Genomic DNA, 13158 nt, shown 5'->3' on the forward strand with positions numbered 1-13158 from the left:
AGACCGGTTTCGAAACGTTGCGGCCGCCGGGTTTGATCCCGGGGGCTGCAACAGCATGACAGACCGTTCTGCGCGCTGAAGCGTGGCGAACAAAATACCTCGTGGCGCATCCTTCGAGACGCCCGCTTTGGGCGGGCTCCTCAGGATGAGGCCTTGTTTCGCGGCGAAATGGCAGAGCCTCATGGTGAGGAGCGCCGCCTTGCGGCGCGTCTCGAACCATAAGGCCCGCGCCTCACCGATACCTGCCGCGAAACTCGCGCGGGCTGGCGCCGGTCCAGGTGCGGAAGGCGCGGGAAAAGCTCTTTTCGTTGCGGAAGCCGGCGATCTCCGCGATCCGCTTGATCGGGGTGCGCCCGCGCATCAGCTCTTGCTTGGCGAGCTCGAACTTTGCCTCTTCCTTGAGATCGCGCAGCGAGGTTGCCTCCTCGCGCAGGCGCCGATGCATGGTACGGGTGGAGAGCGCGAGTTCGCTCGCAACATCCTCGGCGCCGAGACTGCGTCCGCGCGTATTGCGGAGCACGCGGCGGACGCGCTCGACCAGCAACCGGTCGCGCCGATAGGGCAGCACGGTCAGCCGCAGCGCGCCCTTGAGCATGTTGTCGAGATCACTGGCGCTGCGCGTGAGCGGCAGCGAGAGATAATGCTTGTCGAAGATGATGCAGGCGCGGTCCGCATCGAAGCGGATGGTCCGGCAAAAGATGGTCGGATACACCGAGACATGGCCCGGCTCCGAGTAAGGGAATTCCGCGGCGCGGAGCGCGATTTTGGAATCGGCCGCCCAGCAGGAGAAACCCAGGACATAGCGGAGCAGGGTGACCAGGCAGAATTCGCGCAACGGTCCGAGGTCGCGCAGTTCGCGGATGGAGACGACCGCGGTTTCCTCGCCGACCGCGAGATCGAGCAGCACGTCCTCGGTGAGGAGGCGATGATGCCGGCACCAGCGCTTGAGCGCGACCTCCAGCGTCGGCGCCGTGATCGAAGCGCGGCAGAGCATGCCATATGTGCCGAAGGGCAGGCGCCGCGAGAACCAGCCGAGCGCCTCGTCATCGAGCTCGCGCATCGCATGGCCCGCCAGGGTCTCGAATTGGCTGGCTGTGACCCGGCCACCCGGAGAATTGACCAGGTCTGGCGCTACCTGACCCCGGCTCAGCGCCTCGGTCGGATCACGGCCGTAGCGTTCGTAAGCGGCAACGACGCCGCGGACGAAGGCGGCAGGGGTCACGGCGCGGCGCGGGATCGCGGTTGCGACTTGAAAGGGCATCGGAAATCCTTCGGGAAAATCCTCGCCAAGTTTGGCGGAAAATGCAACCTTTTCGACCGCAGAAGGGCCCTGATGCCGCTAGGTTCGGTCCCCAAAACACGGAGGAATCGCCTTGAACATCCCGAGCATCGATTTCGATCTGGGCGAAGACATCGGCATGCTGCGCGACACGCTGCGCGCTTTCGTGGAGGCGGAGATCGCCCCGCGCGCCGCCGACATCGAGAAAGCCAATCTGTTCCCGGCGGACCTCTGGAAGCGCCTCGGGGACCTCGGCCTGCTCGGCATGACCGCGCCGGAGCAATATGGCGGCTCCAACATGGGCTATCTCGCCCATATCGTCGCCATGGAGGAGATTTCGCGCGGCTCGGCTGCCGTGGGGTTGTCCTACGGCGCCCATTCCAACCTTTGCGTCAACCAGATCCGCCGCAATGGCACCGACGCGCAGCGGCAGCTTTACCTGCCGAAGCTGATCTCCGGTGAGTACGTCGGCGCGCTCGCGATGTCCGAGCCCGGCGCCGGCTCCGACGTCGTCTCGATGAAGCTGCGCGCCGACAAGCGCGGCGACCGCTACGTGCTCAACGGCTCAAAAATGTGGATCACCAATGGCGGCGATGCCGACGTGCTGGTGGTCTATGCCAAGACCGACCCGGTGGCCGGCCCACGCGGCATGACCGCGTTTCTCATCGAGAAAGGCTTCAAGGGGTTCACCCACGGCCCGCATCTCGACAAGCTGGGCATGCGCGGCTCCAACACCTATCCGCTGTTTTTCGACGACTGCGAGGTGCCGGCAGAGAATGTGCTGGGTGAGGTCGGCGGAGGTGTCAAGGTTCTGATGTCCGGCCTGGACTACGAGCGCGCGGTGCTCTCCGGTGGCCCGCTCGGCATCATGGCGGCCTGCATGGACGCAGTGGTGCCCTACATGCATGAGCGCAAGCAGTTCGGGCAGCCGATCGGCGACTTCCAGCTGATGCAGGGCAAGCTCGCCGACATGTATTCGACCTGGCAGGCCACGCGCGCCTATGTCTACGCCGTCGGTCGCGCCTGCGACCGCACCGATCATGCGCGCACCCTGCGCAAGGATTCCGCTGCCGCAATCCTCTATTCGGCCGAAAAGGCGACGTGGATGGCGGGCGAGGCGATCCAGGCGCTGGGCGGCGTCGGCTACACCAGCGAATTTCCGGTCGGCCGTCTGTGGCGCGACGCCAAGCTCTACGAGATCGGCGCGGGCACCTCGGAAGTGCGCCGCATGCTGATCGGTCGAGAACTGATGGCCGAGACGGCTTAAAACCTTCACGAAATTGGAATCAACATGCCGCTCCATTCCAGCATCGATACGTCTTCATCAGACTTTGCGCGCAATTCCGAGGCCATGCGCAGCCTCGTCGCCGACTTGCGCGAAAAGCTGAGCCAGGTCGCGGGTGGCGGCGGCGAGGTTTCGCGCAACCGCCACACGTCACGCGGCAAGATGCTGGCGCGCGAGCGCGTCGACCTCTTGGTCGATCCCGGCACCGCGTTCATGGAGCTATCGCCGCTAGCGGCCTATGGCCTCTATGGCGGCGATGTGCATTCGGCGAGCGTCGTGACGGGGGTGGGGCGCATCTCGGGCCGCGAATGCGTGATCGTCGCCAACGACGCAACTATCAAGGGCGGCACCTATTACCCGATGACCGTGAAGAAGCATCTGCGCGCGCAGGACGTGGCGCGGCAGAACAATCTTCCCTGCGTCTACATGGTCGATTCCGGCGGTGCCTTCCTGCCGCTGCAGGACGAGATCTTTCCCGACGAGCGGCATTTCGGCCGCATCTTCTACAACCAGGCGCAGATGTCCTCGCAAGGCATCCCGCAGATCGCGATCGTGATGGGCTCCTGCACCGCCGGCGGCGCTTATGTGCCGGCGATGTCGGACGAGAGCATCATCGTGCGCAATCAAGGCACCATCTTCCTAGGCGGGCCGCCGCTGGTGAAGGCCGCGACCGGCGAAGTCGTGAGCGCCGAGGAGCTCGGCGGCGCCGACGTGCATTCGCGGCAGTCCGGGGTGACCGATCATTACGCCCAGAACGATGCGCACGCGATCGGCATTGCCCGCCGCATCGTCGGCACGTTCAAGCCATCCGTGCGGCCGAACTTTAACATGCATCCGCCGCGCGATCCGCTGTTTGCGGCGGAGGAGATCTACGGCGTGGTGCCCGTCGACGGACGCAAGCCCTTTGACGTGCGCGACATCATCGCGCGCGTCGTCGATGGTTCCGAGTTCGACGAGTTCAAGAAGCTCTATGGCACGACGCTGGTGTGCGGCTTTGCCCACATCTGGGGTTTTCCGGTCGGCATCATCGCCAATAACGGCATTCTCTTCAGTGAAAGTTCGCTGAAGGGCGCGCATTTCATCGAGCTGTGCTGCCAGCGCGGCATTCCCCTGGTGTTCCTGCAGAACATCACCGGCTTCATGGTCGGCAAGAAATACGAGGCTGGCGGTATCGCGCGCGATGGCGCCAAGCTGGTCACGGCGGTCGCGACCGCATCGGTGCCGAAATTCACCGTCGTGATCGGCGGCTCCTACGGCGCCGGCAATTACGGCATGTGCGGCCGCGCCTATAGTCCGCGCTTCCTGTGGATGTGGCCGAACGCGCGCATCTCGGTGATGGGCGGCGAGCAGGCCTCGATGGTGCTGAGCCAGGTCCGCCGCGACAATATCGAGGCCAAGGGCGATAGTTGGTCCAAGGAGGACGAAGAGACATTCCGCAACCCGATCCGCGCGCAATACGAGAGCCAGGGGCATCCATATTATGCGACCGCGCGGCTCTGGGACGACGGCGTGATTGACCCGGCCGACACGCGCCTCGTGCTCGGCCTTGGCCTCTCGGCGGCGTCGAATGCGCCGATCGAACCGACGAAATTCGGCCTGTTCAGGATGTAATGCGATGGACCGCTCAAAGCTCTACCGCCGTTTTCGCACGCTCCTGATCGCCAACCGCGGCGAGATCGCCTGCCGCGTCATCCGCACCGCGCGCGCTATGGGCCTGCGCACGGTCGCCGTCTATTCCGAGGCCGACCGCGACGCGATGCATGTCGCGCTCGCCGACGAAGCCGTGCTGCTCGGGCCCGCACGCGCCCGCGACAGCTATCTCAATGCCGAACGGCTGATCGAGGCCGCGCGCAAGACCGCCGCGGAGGCGATACATCCCGGCTATGGCTTCCTGTCGGAGAATGCCGAATTTGCCCAGGCGTGCTTCGATGCAGGGCTCGTCTTCGTCGGTCCCACCGCCGGGATGATGACGGCGATGGGCTCGAAATCCGGCTCCAAGGCACTGATGGAAAAGGCTGGCGTGCCGCTGGTGCCGGGCTATCACGGCGAGGCGCAGGACGATGCAACGCTGGCGAAGGCCGCGGCCAAGGTCGGCTTTCCCATCCTGGTGAAGGCCTCCGCCGGCGGCGGCGGCCGCGGCATGCGCATCGTGCGCTCGGCGGACGAGCTCGCGCCTGCGATCGTCAGCGCCAAGCGGGAAGCAAAAGCCGCGTTCGGCGACGATCGCATGCTGATCGAGAAATATGTCGATAACCCGCGGCACATCGAGGTGCAGGTGATCGGCGACAGCCACGGCAATCTGGTGTCGCTGTTCGAGCGCGAATGCACGTTGCAGCGCCGGCACCAGAAGGTGATCGAGGAAGCGCCGTCGCCGACGCTCAATCCTGCGCAGCGCGAGGCGGTGTGCGCCGCGGCGCGAAAGGCGGCGGGGGCCGTCAACTATGTCGGCGCCGGCACCATCGAGTTCGTCTCCGACGGCAAAGACGTGTTCTTCATCGAGATGAACACCCGTCTCCAGGTCGAGCATCCCGTGACCGAGCTGATCACCGGGATCGATCTGGTCGAATGGCAGCTGCGGGTCGCCTTCGGCGAGGCGCTCCCCTTGAAGCAGGACGAGATCCGCTTCAACGGCCATGCGGTCGAGGCACGCGTCTACGCGGAAAACCCGACCAAGAATTTCATGCCGTCGGTCGGAAAGCTCTCGACATGGCGGATGGCCGCCGAAACCGGCGGTTTGCGCATCGACGCCGGCTATCGCGAGGGCGATACGGTGTCGCCGTATTACGATGCCATGCTGGCAAAAATGATCGCCTGGGCGCCGACGCGGGATGTCGCGATCGAGCGGCTGAACCGCGGTCTGGAAGAGTCCGACGTCCGCGGCATCGTCACCAACATCCCGTTCCTGTCGGCCCTGATAACGCATTCGAAGGTGCGGGCGAATGCGATCGACACCGGCTTCATCGAACGCGAGCTGGCGGTTCTGACGCAAGCCTCGCCGGCACCCGGAGAGCTCGAGCTCTGCGCCGCCGTCGCCGCTGTGATCAACGACGAGCGGCAGGCTGCGCAAGGCGACGCAAATTCGCCGTGGCAGACCTTTGGCTGGATGCCGGTCGGCCGCCGCCAGCGCAACTTTGCGTTTCGCGCCGGTCATGGACCCGAACTGAAGGTTACGCTGAACTACGGCAGCGGTTCGTCGACGCTGGTGATCGGCGAGCTCGAGCTGGCGTTTGCGATTGCGCCGAAGGACGGCGGCTTCGACCTGACGCTTGACGGCGTCAAATCCTCCGTCGCCGCCCTGATTGCTGGCCACGAGCTGTATTTGCGCACGCGCAACGGCCGCTTCGATCTGCATTTGATCGATCCGTTCGGCGGCGAGACCGAGGAGCAGGCCGGCACGGACAAGATCGCGGCGCCATTGCCGGGCACGGTCGTCGCCGTGCTGGCGGAGGTGGGTGCCAAGCTCGAGAAGGGCGCAGCGATCCTGACGCTGGAAGTGATGAAGATGGAGCAGACGCTGCGGGCGCCCTATGCCGGCATGCTGAAGTCGGTCAAATGCAAGGTCGGCGATATCGTCCAGGAAGGCGTCGAGCTCGCCGTGGTCGAGCCTTTGGAAGAGTGACATGAGCGATCAGGTCCGCATCATCGAAATGGGGCCGCGCGACGGCCTCCAGAACGAGAAGACGGCGGTCAGCGTCGAGGCGCGCATCGCCTTCATCGAGGCGTTGGTCGCGGCCGGGCTGACCACGGTCGAAATCGGTGCCTTCGTCTCGCCCAAGGCAATCCCGCAGATGGCAAGCTCGGATGCCGTGCTGCGCGGCGTGAACCATTTGCAGGGTGCCGAATTCCACGTGCTGGTGCCGAACGAGAAGGGCTATGACGCCGCGCGCGCGGCCGGCGCGAAAGTCATCTCGGTGTTCGCGGCGGCCTCAGAGGGCTTTTCGCGGGCCAACATCAACTGCACGGTCGCGGAATCGATCGAGCGGTTCAAGCCGGTGTTGGCGCGCGCCAAGACTGATGGTGTGAAGGTGCGCGGCTATATTTCCTGCGTGCTAGGCTGTCCGTTCGACGGCGAGATCAAGCCGAAGGCTGTCGCCGATCTCGCCAACGCGCTTTGGGCGCTCGGTTGCTACGAAATCTCGCTCGGCGACACCATCGGGGTCGGCACGCCTGATAAGGCCAAGGAGATGTTGCGCGCGGTCGGTGCCGACATTCCTGCCGACAAGCTGGCGATGCATTTCCACGACACCTACGGCCAGGCGCTCGCCAATCTCTACGCCGGCCTGGAGCAGGGCGTCCGCGTCATCGACACCGCCGCCGGCGGCCTCGGCGGCTGTCCCTACGCGCCGGGCGCGACCGGTAACGTCGCGACTGAGGATGTCGTCTACATGCTCGAAGGCATGGGGATCAGGACTGGCGTGGACATGGACAAGCTGCTGGCGGCCACGAACGAGATGAGCGGCGTGCTCTGCAAGCCGCCCGTGAGCCGCGTGGCGTCCGCGCTGAACGCGAAGAAGAGGCGGGCTACTTCCTAGTTCTTCGTCATTGCGAGCGAAGCGCGTAGCGAAGCAATCCAGACTCTTTCCCCGATTCTGGATTGCTTCGCTTCGCTCGCAATGACAGGGAGAGAGCGTCACCTGCTCCCGTCCGGGCCCATCACCAGGTCTGGCAGCGCGGTCGAGATCCCCGGCACGAAGCATAGCAGCAGCACTGCAAGCATCATCAGCAGCACGAAGGGCAGGGTGCCCCAGATCACCTCGCGGAGCGGGATGTCGGGCGCGACGTTGCGGATGACAAAGATGTTGAGACCGACCGGTGGATGGATCAGCCCCATCTCCATCACGATGGTCATGACGACGCCGAACCAGATGATGTCAAAATTGGCGGCGCGGAGCGGCGGCAGGATGATCGGCGCGGTCATCAGGATGATCGAGACCGGCGGCAGGAAGAAGCCGAGCACGACAACCATGACGAGGATCGCGAACAAGAGGCCCCAGCGCGGCAGGTGCATCGCGACGACGGATTCGGCCGCCGACTGCGAGATGTGCAGATAGCTCATCACGTAGGAATAAAGCAGCGACATGCCGATGATCATCATCAGCATGGTCGATTCCCGGATCGTCGACTTCAGGATGGGCGCAAGGTCGCTCGGCCGCCACACGCTGTAGATCGCCGCGATCAGCGCCAGCGCGAGGAGGCCGCCGAGGCCGGCGGTCTCCGACGGCGTTGCGTAGCCGCCATAGAGCGCGATCATGACGCCGGTGAGGAGCAGCACGAAGGGGATCACCCGCGGCAGCACACTGAAACGTTCGGCGAGCGTGTACTCGTCGCGGGCGAGGATCGCAGCCTCCGGTCCGCCGTTCTTGTAGATCGCTTCAGCCGCGGCATATTCCTGGCGGAAGCGGATCACGGCGTAGGTGCCGAACAACGAGACCAGCAGCAGGCCGGGGCCGATGCCGGCGAGGAACAGCCGTCCGAGCGATTTTTCGGCGGCGACCGCAAACAGGATCATGGTGATCGAGGGCGGCAGCAGGATGCCGAGCGTGCCGCCGGCGGCGATGATGCCGGCGGCAAAGCCGCCGGAATAGCCGCGCTTGCGCATCTCGGGGATGCCGGCCGAGCCGATCGCCGAGCAGGTCGCGGGCGAGGAGCCCGCCATCGCCGCGAACAGCGCGCAGGCGAACACGTTGGCGACGCCGAGGCCGCCGGGCACGCGGTGCAACCAGGCGTGCAGGGCCGAGTAGAGATCCTGGCCGGCGCGCGACTTGCCGATCGCGGCGCCCTTCAGGATGAAGAGCGGGATCGATAGCAGCGTGATCGAGGCCATTTCCTCGTAGACGTTCTGCGTCACCGTATCGAGAGAGGCGGCGGGCATGTAGATGCCCATGAACACGACCGCGACTGCGCCGAGCGCGAACGCAATGGGCATGCCCGAGAACATCACGACCAGCGTCGCAATGCCGTAGGCGAGGCCGATACCGAAAACGCTCATGGACGCCTGGCTCCTGCGAAGGGCAGCGCAAGCTGCACGATGATTTGGACGCAGAGCAGACTCATGCCGAACGCCATCAGCGAATAGGGGATGGCCAGCGGCGGCGACCACATCGAGTTCGAGACCTGACCGTCGACATAGGCTTCATGCGCCAGCGTCCAGGACTTCCAGGCGAAGAAGGCGCAGAACAGAAACGTCACGGCGTCGACCAGCCAGAGCCTGATCCTGTTCGCCATGGGCGAGAGCAGGCCGACGAAGGCCTCGATGCCGATGTGACCGCGGTTCTGCTGCACATAGGCGGCCGTCATGAAGGTGGCGCCGACCAGCAGGAACACCGCGGCCTCGTCCTGCCAGTAATTGGCGGCCTTGAACAGAGCGCGGCTGAGCACGCTGTAGCTCAGGATGGCGCAGGCCGCGATCAGTGCGATTGCGGCGAACACGACGATGATGTTGTTGAGGACGGCGAGACCGCGATCAATCGCTGCCGCAAGGCCGGTCCTTGCGGCAGCGTTTGCCTGGTCGTCGCGATCCGCAAGCGGACCGTGGCTCATGCCGCGACGTCGGTAGCGAGCTTGAGCAGGTTGGCAGCGGTCGCGGTCTTGGCGCCGTAGTCCTTCCAGGCGGTGTCGCGGGCGATGTCGCGCCACTTGCCGACGGTCGCGGCATCGAGCACCGAGACCTTGGCGCCGGCCTTCTCGTAGACCTTGGCGACCTCGATGTCGTCGTCCTGCGCGCCCTTGCGGCCGAAGGCTTCGAGCTCGGTGCCGACCGCGAGCAGGATGTCCTGCTGATTCTTCGGCAGCTTGTCGAAGATCGCCTTCGACATCATCAGCGGCTCGAGCATGAACCAGTAGGACGCGCCTGCGCCCGAAGTCAGCGACTTCGCGACCTCTTCGAGGCGGAACGAGATCAGGCTGGTGGAGGAGGTGATGCCGGCATCGCACGCGCCGGTCTGCATCGCCGCGTAGATTTCGTTCGAGGGCACCGACAGCACCGAGGCGCCGGCGGTCTGCAGCACCATGTCCATCTCGCGCGAGCCGCCGCGCACCTTCAGACCCTTGGCGTCCTCAGGCGACACGATCGGCCTGGAGCGGCTGGCAACGCCGCCGGCCTGCCAGACCCAGCTGAGCAGGATGATGCCCTTGTCGGCGAGGAAGTCGGTCAGTGCCTTGCCGACCGGCTCCTTCTTCCAGCGCATGCCCTGGTCGTAGGTGGTGACGAGGCCCGGCATCAGGCCGATATTGGTCTCCGGCAATTCGCCGCCGGCGTAGGGCATCGGATAAAGGCTGATGTCGAGCGCGCCTTTGCGCATCGCGGAGAACTGCGCGTTGGTCTTGATCAGCGAGGAGTTCGGATAGATCTCGGCGGCGATGTCGCCATTGCTGCGCTTGGCGACTTCGGCGGCGAACATGCGACAGAGCCGGTCGCGGAAATCGCCCTTGTCGACGGTGCCGCCCGGGAATTGATGCGAGATCTTCAGCGTGGTCGCGGCATGCGCGGTACCGGTGCCGAAACGGAGAATGGCGGGTGCGGCGACGGCGGTCGCGATCAGGTGGCGGCGCGTGAGCATAGTGTGATCCCCTTGACTGTTTCTTGGACGGTTCTTGTTTGCTGTAATTTTGGGTTGGTCTTTGAGACCGCGCTGAGGCCCATCCTAGCCGGTCTTTGAGGCAATGTTCTCTCATCTGATAGTTCGAGACCCAATGCCGCGGCAAGTGCCAGGTATGTTGCGTTGCACACTTTCAATCCTCGTGCGTACGCCGAATGAAGGGCGGCGACGGGCGCGCAGAAATTTATCAGCGTCCGCGTAACAACGTCCCGTGGCAATCCGTCGAGATCAGATAGCGGCGTCCGTCGCTGACAAGCATCATCTCGAAGGGAAGACCAGTCATGACCATTCGTACCCGCATCGCGCTCGGCGTCTCGGCGGCCGTTCTCTCGCTCGGCCTCGCGCTGTCGCCGGCCGCCTTTGCCCAAGACAAGATGGGCAAGGATGACGGCATGATGAAGAAGGACACGATGTCCAAGGACGGCATGAAGAAGGACACCATGTCCAAGGACGACGGCATGAAGAAGGATACGATGTCGAAGGACACGATGTCGAAGGACGGGATGAAAAAAGACGACGGGATGAAGAAAAACTGATCTTCGGTCGTCATCGGGCGTTTGCGGAAAGGCAAACGCGCGCCCAAAAATTCCGGGGCGGTCACGTGGACCGCCCCGGATTATACTTCAGCTCAAATTCAAATGAACGTGACTTTGCGAAACGTGACTTTGCGAACGTTACTTACGCTTGGCCTTGCGGGCGGCGTAGCGAGCGTCGCGCCTGGCCTTTTGCTCGGCCTCGGCTTCAGCCGCCTTCGCGACGGCTTCTTCGGCTTCGCGGGCGATCCGCGCGGCTTCGAGCACCGAGGCTTCTTCCTCGTGACGCTTCTGCTCGGCCTTCTCCGCCTCGCGCGCAGCCTTCGCCTCGGCCCGCTTGGCCGCGAGGGCCTCGCGCTCGGCACGCTTCGCCGCGACCGCAGGATCGTCGATCCCGGGCTGCGACTTGAATTTGTTCAAAAGATTTTTGCGTGCTTCCTGCGCGGCCTTTTGCCGGTCGGAGAAGCCTGGTTCCCTGAATCCACTCATCGACGAGCCTTGTCTTCCTCGCTTCCGATCCTACATCACTTCGGTTGGTACGTCGGCTGGGCATAGCAGGCGCCACGCGACGCAGAAGCCTTTACATCGCCGCGCGTCGCGACGCCACCCATAAATTGCAGCCGATCAGGCAGACGAAATATCGCCACCCCCGACGATGCCTCGTAGCCCGGAAAAACTGCCGAATTGTGATGTCCCTCATAGGGGGCCACGCGGAGCGACGCCTAGCGTCCGCCCGATACGCGACGGAGCACGGGTATGAGGATCTTCCGACTGAGCCTGAAGGCGCTCGCGATTGCCGTGACGGTGGCAGCCCTGGTCGGTGCAACGCTACTCCTCGGCCGTCCGCAGCCGATCGAAAGTGCTGTTCTAGGCGCGGATTGGGAATGCACCCAGACCGCGTTTGTGCTCACGACCTGCGCGCGGGTCCAGCACGGGATCCCGGCGGTCGAAACCTCGCGCAAGGATGCGATCCGGCCGACCCGGGGGTGAACTGGCGAGGCAGAACTGAGAAGGCCGAGCCGGAGGCCGCGAGGGATGTGACGCCACGTCGCAGAGCTGATAAAGCCCGCGTGCCCGAGCGACTAGGTAGCCATGTCCAGCCCCGAGCCCAAGCCCGAACTTAAGCCTGAACTCCAGCCCGAACCGGGTGGGAAGCCCAAAACCCGGCCCAAGCCTCGATCCGGTGACAGCCGCCGCGGCGCCGTCGCCGGCTTGATCATCGCGATTGTGATCCTCGGAATCGGCTGGTGGCTTGCCCGCGATCTCACCTCCGCCAGCAAGATGCAGGATTGCCTGATGTCCGGGCGAAGCAACTGCAATGTGATCGAGCCGGCGCGTTAGAAGCACTCCAGCGCGACCCGCGCGAACGAAAAATGCCGTGATCTTAATCATTTGTAACGGGACTTAGCCGACCGAAGCAGGTCAGTTATGTCAGCCGGCATCAGCTCAGCGCGAGGCGAATCGTCTATCGCGCCAGGCTCCACGGCCGTTAACGGCAATCGAGAGAGTAGGGGGTCAAGCACGCATGAGTGCGTCCAGCCGCATGAAGATCATCATTCCCTTGGTTTCGGCCATGTCGTTGCTCGCCGTCTCGGCGCAGGCTCAAGACGCCCGGCCGCCAAGAGACTCCGCCCAGCCATCGGCCGGGCCGGGCGCCGGTGCGCCGCCGCAGAACTCGCGCAAGGGTCCGCCGCAGCAGGCGGCACGGCCCGGGCCACAGCCCAGCGGCCAGCCTCACGCCGGCGGTCCTGGTCATGCAGGTCCAGGCCATCCAGGTCCTGGCCCGCGCAATGCCGGCGGTCCGCCGCCCCGTCGAAGTTACGCCAGGGGTCCCGCACCGGCGCGCGATTGGGGCGGACACGCCTATCGCGGCAATGTCGCCTGGGATGGCGGACGCTGGCGCCATGAAGTCCATAACGGCCGCTCCGGCTGGTGGTGGGATGTCGGCGGCGTCTGGTACTATTATCCGCAGCGGATGGCCGGCCCGCCGGGCTACATTTCGGAGGACTATTACGACGACGTGCCGGTAGCCTATGCCCCGCCGCCCGTCGCCTATGAACCGCCGCCGCCTCCGCCACCGGCCGATCCCGGCGCAAGTGCGCTTGGCGGCGCCATCGTCGGCGGCGTGCTGGGCGGCCTGATCTCGGGCAACGCCTCGGGTGCGGCCGCAGGCGCCGTGATTGGCGGCGCTACCGGCGCGATCGCCGGCGCCACGGCTGCCTCGCGCCCCGGCTACTATCTGGCTCAGGGCAACTGCTATTACCGCTATCCGAGCGGCCAGTATGTGCAGGCCGATCCCCGCGCCTGTTACTGAGACCCCAAACGAGATCTGAAACGAAGAGGCGGGCAAAAAGCCCGCCTCTTTTTCGTTGTGTGCCGAGTATGAACGACAGCTTGGAGGTGGAAGTCCTCTATCCAGCCTGATGGCGGCGAAGGATTAGCGAAGCGCAAGGGCGTCATCGT

The 13158-nt window shown here is 64.8% G+C and carries 13 protein-coding genes; 8 read left to right on the forward strand and 5 right to left on the reverse strand.

Going from position 1 to position 13158, the window contains the following annotated elements; genetic code table 11:
- Window positions 1-232: 232 nt before the first annotated feature.
- Window positions 233-1261: an AraC family transcriptional regulator gene (locus ABIB06_RS37085; RefSeq protein ID WP_354053195.1), complete on the reverse strand. Its 1029-nt coding sequence runs from the start codon at window positions 1259-1261 to the stop codon at window positions 233-235.
- Between the two features lie 157 nt (window positions 1262-1418).
- On the opposite strand from ABIB06_RS37085, the gene ABIB06_RS37090 reads away from it, so the two are divergent.
- Genes ABIB06_RS37090 through ABIB06_RS37105 form a run of 4 tightly spaced genes read left to right on the forward strand, consistent with a single transcriptional unit; the run spans window position 1419 to window position 7096 of the window.
- Complete coding sequence (locus tag ABIB06_RS37090; protein ID WP_502916595.1) at window positions 1419-2546, forward strand: isovaleryl-CoA dehydrogenase; 1128 nt, start codon at window positions 1419-1421, stop codon at window positions 2544-2546.
- Between the two features lie 24 nt (window positions 2547-2570).
- Window positions 2571-4175, forward strand: coding sequence for a carboxyl transferase domain-containing protein (locus tag ABIB06_RS37095; RefSeq protein WP_354053193.1), 1605 nt, complete (start codon window positions 2571-2573; stop codon window positions 4173-4175).
- 4 nt (window positions 4176-4179) lie between these two features.
- Entirely contained in the window at window positions 4180-6183 is a 2004-nt protein-coding gene (locus tag ABIB06_RS37100; RefSeq protein ID WP_354053192.1) for an acetyl/propionyl/methylcrotonyl-CoA carboxylase subunit alpha, read from the forward strand.
- Between the two features lies 1 nt (window position 6184).
- Window positions 6185-7096: a hydroxymethylglutaryl-CoA lyase gene (locus tag ABIB06_RS37105; RefSeq protein WP_354070271.1), complete on the forward strand. Its 912-nt coding sequence runs from the start codon at window positions 6185-6187 to the stop codon at window positions 7094-7096.
- Window positions 7097-7194: 98 nt separating this feature from the next.
- On the opposite strand, the gene ABIB06_RS37110 is transcribed toward ABIB06_RS37105, so the two are convergent.
- From ABIB06_RS37110 to ABIB06_RS37120, 3 genes are read right to left on the reverse strand one after another with little or no spacing between them, the layout of a single operon-like run.
- Window positions 7195-8553 carry a TRAP transporter large permease gene (locus ABIB06_RS37110; RefSeq protein WP_247349081.1) on the reverse strand — a complete coding sequence of 453 codons (1359 nt, stop codon included), beginning with the start codon at window positions 8551-8553 and terminating at the stop codon, window positions 7195-7197.
- Window positions 8550-9104: a TRAP transporter small permease gene (locus ABIB06_RS37115; RefSeq protein WP_354053190.1), complete on the reverse strand. Its 555-nt coding sequence runs from the start codon at window positions 9102-9104 to the stop codon at window positions 8550-8552. The genes ABIB06_RS37110 and ABIB06_RS37115 overlap by 4 nt, the downstream gene beginning before the upstream one ends.
- A complete protein-coding gene (locus ABIB06_RS37120; protein WP_354053189.1) occupies window positions 9101-10123 on the reverse strand; it encodes a TRAP transporter substrate-binding protein in 1023 nt (340 codons plus the stop codon). Before ABIB06_RS37120 ends, ABIB06_RS37115 begins: the two co-directional genes overlap by 4 nt.
- 320 nt (window positions 10124-10443) lie before the next feature.
- Here ABIB06_RS37120 and ABIB06_RS37125 point away from each other — a divergent pair, with 320 nt between their 5' ends.
- Window positions 10444-10698, forward strand: coding sequence for a pentapeptide MXKDX repeat protein (locus ABIB06_RS37125; protein WP_354053188.1), 255 nt, complete (start codon window positions 10444-10446; stop codon window positions 10696-10698).
- Between the two features lie 138 nt (window positions 10699-10836).
- Here ABIB06_RS37125 and ABIB06_RS37130 read toward each other — a convergent pair whose 3' ends face one another.
- Entirely contained in the window at window positions 10837-11184 is a 348-nt protein-coding gene (locus tag ABIB06_RS37130) for a DUF6481 family protein (RefSeq protein ID WP_247349077.1), read from the reverse strand.
- 267 nt (window positions 11185-11451) lie between these two features.
- On the opposite strand from ABIB06_RS37130, the gene ABIB06_RS37135 reads away from it, so the two are divergent.
- The 3 genes from ABIB06_RS37135 to ABIB06_RS37145 all read left to right on the forward strand — a co-directional run bounded on the left by ABIB06_RS37135 (window position 11452) and on the right by ABIB06_RS37145 (window position 13009).
- Window positions 11452-11685 carry a hypothetical protein gene (locus tag ABIB06_RS37135; RefSeq protein ID WP_354053187.1) on the forward strand — a complete coding sequence of 78 codons (234 nt, stop codon included), beginning with the start codon at window positions 11452-11454 and terminating at the stop codon, window positions 11683-11685.
- Between the two features lie 102 nt (window positions 11686-11787).
- Window positions 11788-12036: a hypothetical protein gene (locus ABIB06_RS37140; protein ID WP_247349075.1), complete on the forward strand. Its 249-nt coding sequence runs from the start codon at window positions 11788-11790 to the stop codon at window positions 12034-12036.
- A gap of 184 nt (window positions 12037-12220) precedes the next feature.
- Complete coding sequence (locus ABIB06_RS37145) at window positions 12221-13009, forward strand: hypothetical protein (RefSeq protein WP_354053186.1); 789 nt, start codon at window positions 12221-12223, stop codon at window positions 13007-13009.
- Window positions 13010-13158: the final 149 nt, after the last annotated feature.

Source organism: Bradyrhizobium sp. LB8.2, from assembly GCF_040548035.1.
In the GTDB taxonomy this organism is placed as follows: Bacteria; Pseudomonadota; Alphaproteobacteria; order Rhizobiales; family Xanthobacteraceae; genus Bradyrhizobium.

Coding starts and splice junctions, on each gene's coding strand:
- ABIB06_RS37085 (WP_354053195.1), bottom strand. CDS start 1,261: ATGCCCTTTCAAGTCGCAACCGCGATCCCGCGCCGCGCCGTGACCCCT.
- ABIB06_RS37090 (WP_502916595.1), top strand. CDS start 1,419: ATGCTGCGCGACACGCTGCGCGCTTTCGTGGAGGCGGAGATCGCCCCG.
- ABIB06_RS37095 (WP_354053193.1), top strand. CDS start 2,571: ATGCCGCTCCATTCCAGCATCGATACGTCTTCATCAGACTTTGCGCGC.
- ABIB06_RS37100 (WP_354053192.1), top strand. CDS start 4,180: ATGGACCGCTCAAAGCTCTACCGCCGTTTTCGCACGCTCCTGATCGCC.
- ABIB06_RS37105 (WP_354070271.1), top strand. CDS start 6,185: ATGAGCGATCAGGTCCGCATCATCGAAATGGGGCCGCGCGACGGCCTC.
- ABIB06_RS37110 (WP_247349081.1), bottom strand. CDS start 8,553: ATGAGCGTTTTCGGTATCGGCCTCGCCTACGGCATTGCGACGCTGGTC.
- ABIB06_RS37115 (WP_354053190.1), bottom strand. CDS start 9,104: ATGAGCCACGGTCCGCTTGCGGATCGCGACGACCAGGCAAACGCTGCC.
- ABIB06_RS37120 (WP_354053189.1), bottom strand. CDS start 10,123: ATGCTCACGCGCCGCCACCTGATCGCGACCGCCGTCGCCGCACCCGCC.
- ABIB06_RS37125 (WP_354053188.1), top strand. CDS start 10,444: ATGACCATTCGTACCCGCATCGCGCTCGGCGTCTCGGCGGCCGTTCTC.
- ABIB06_RS37130 (WP_247349077.1), bottom strand. CDS start 11,184: ATGAGTGGATTCAGGGAACCAGGCTTCTCCGACCGGCAAAAGGCCGCG.
- ABIB06_RS37135 (WP_354053187.1), top strand. CDS start 11,452: ATGAGGATCTTCCGACTGAGCCTGAAGGCGCTCGCGATTGCCGTGACG.
- ABIB06_RS37140 (WP_247349075.1), top strand. CDS start 11,788: ATGTCCAGCCCCGAGCCCAAGCCCGAACTTAAGCCTGAACTCCAGCCC.
- ABIB06_RS37145 (WP_354053186.1), top strand. CDS start 12,221: ATGAGTGCGTCCAGCCGCATGAAGATCATCATTCCCTTGGTTTCGGCC.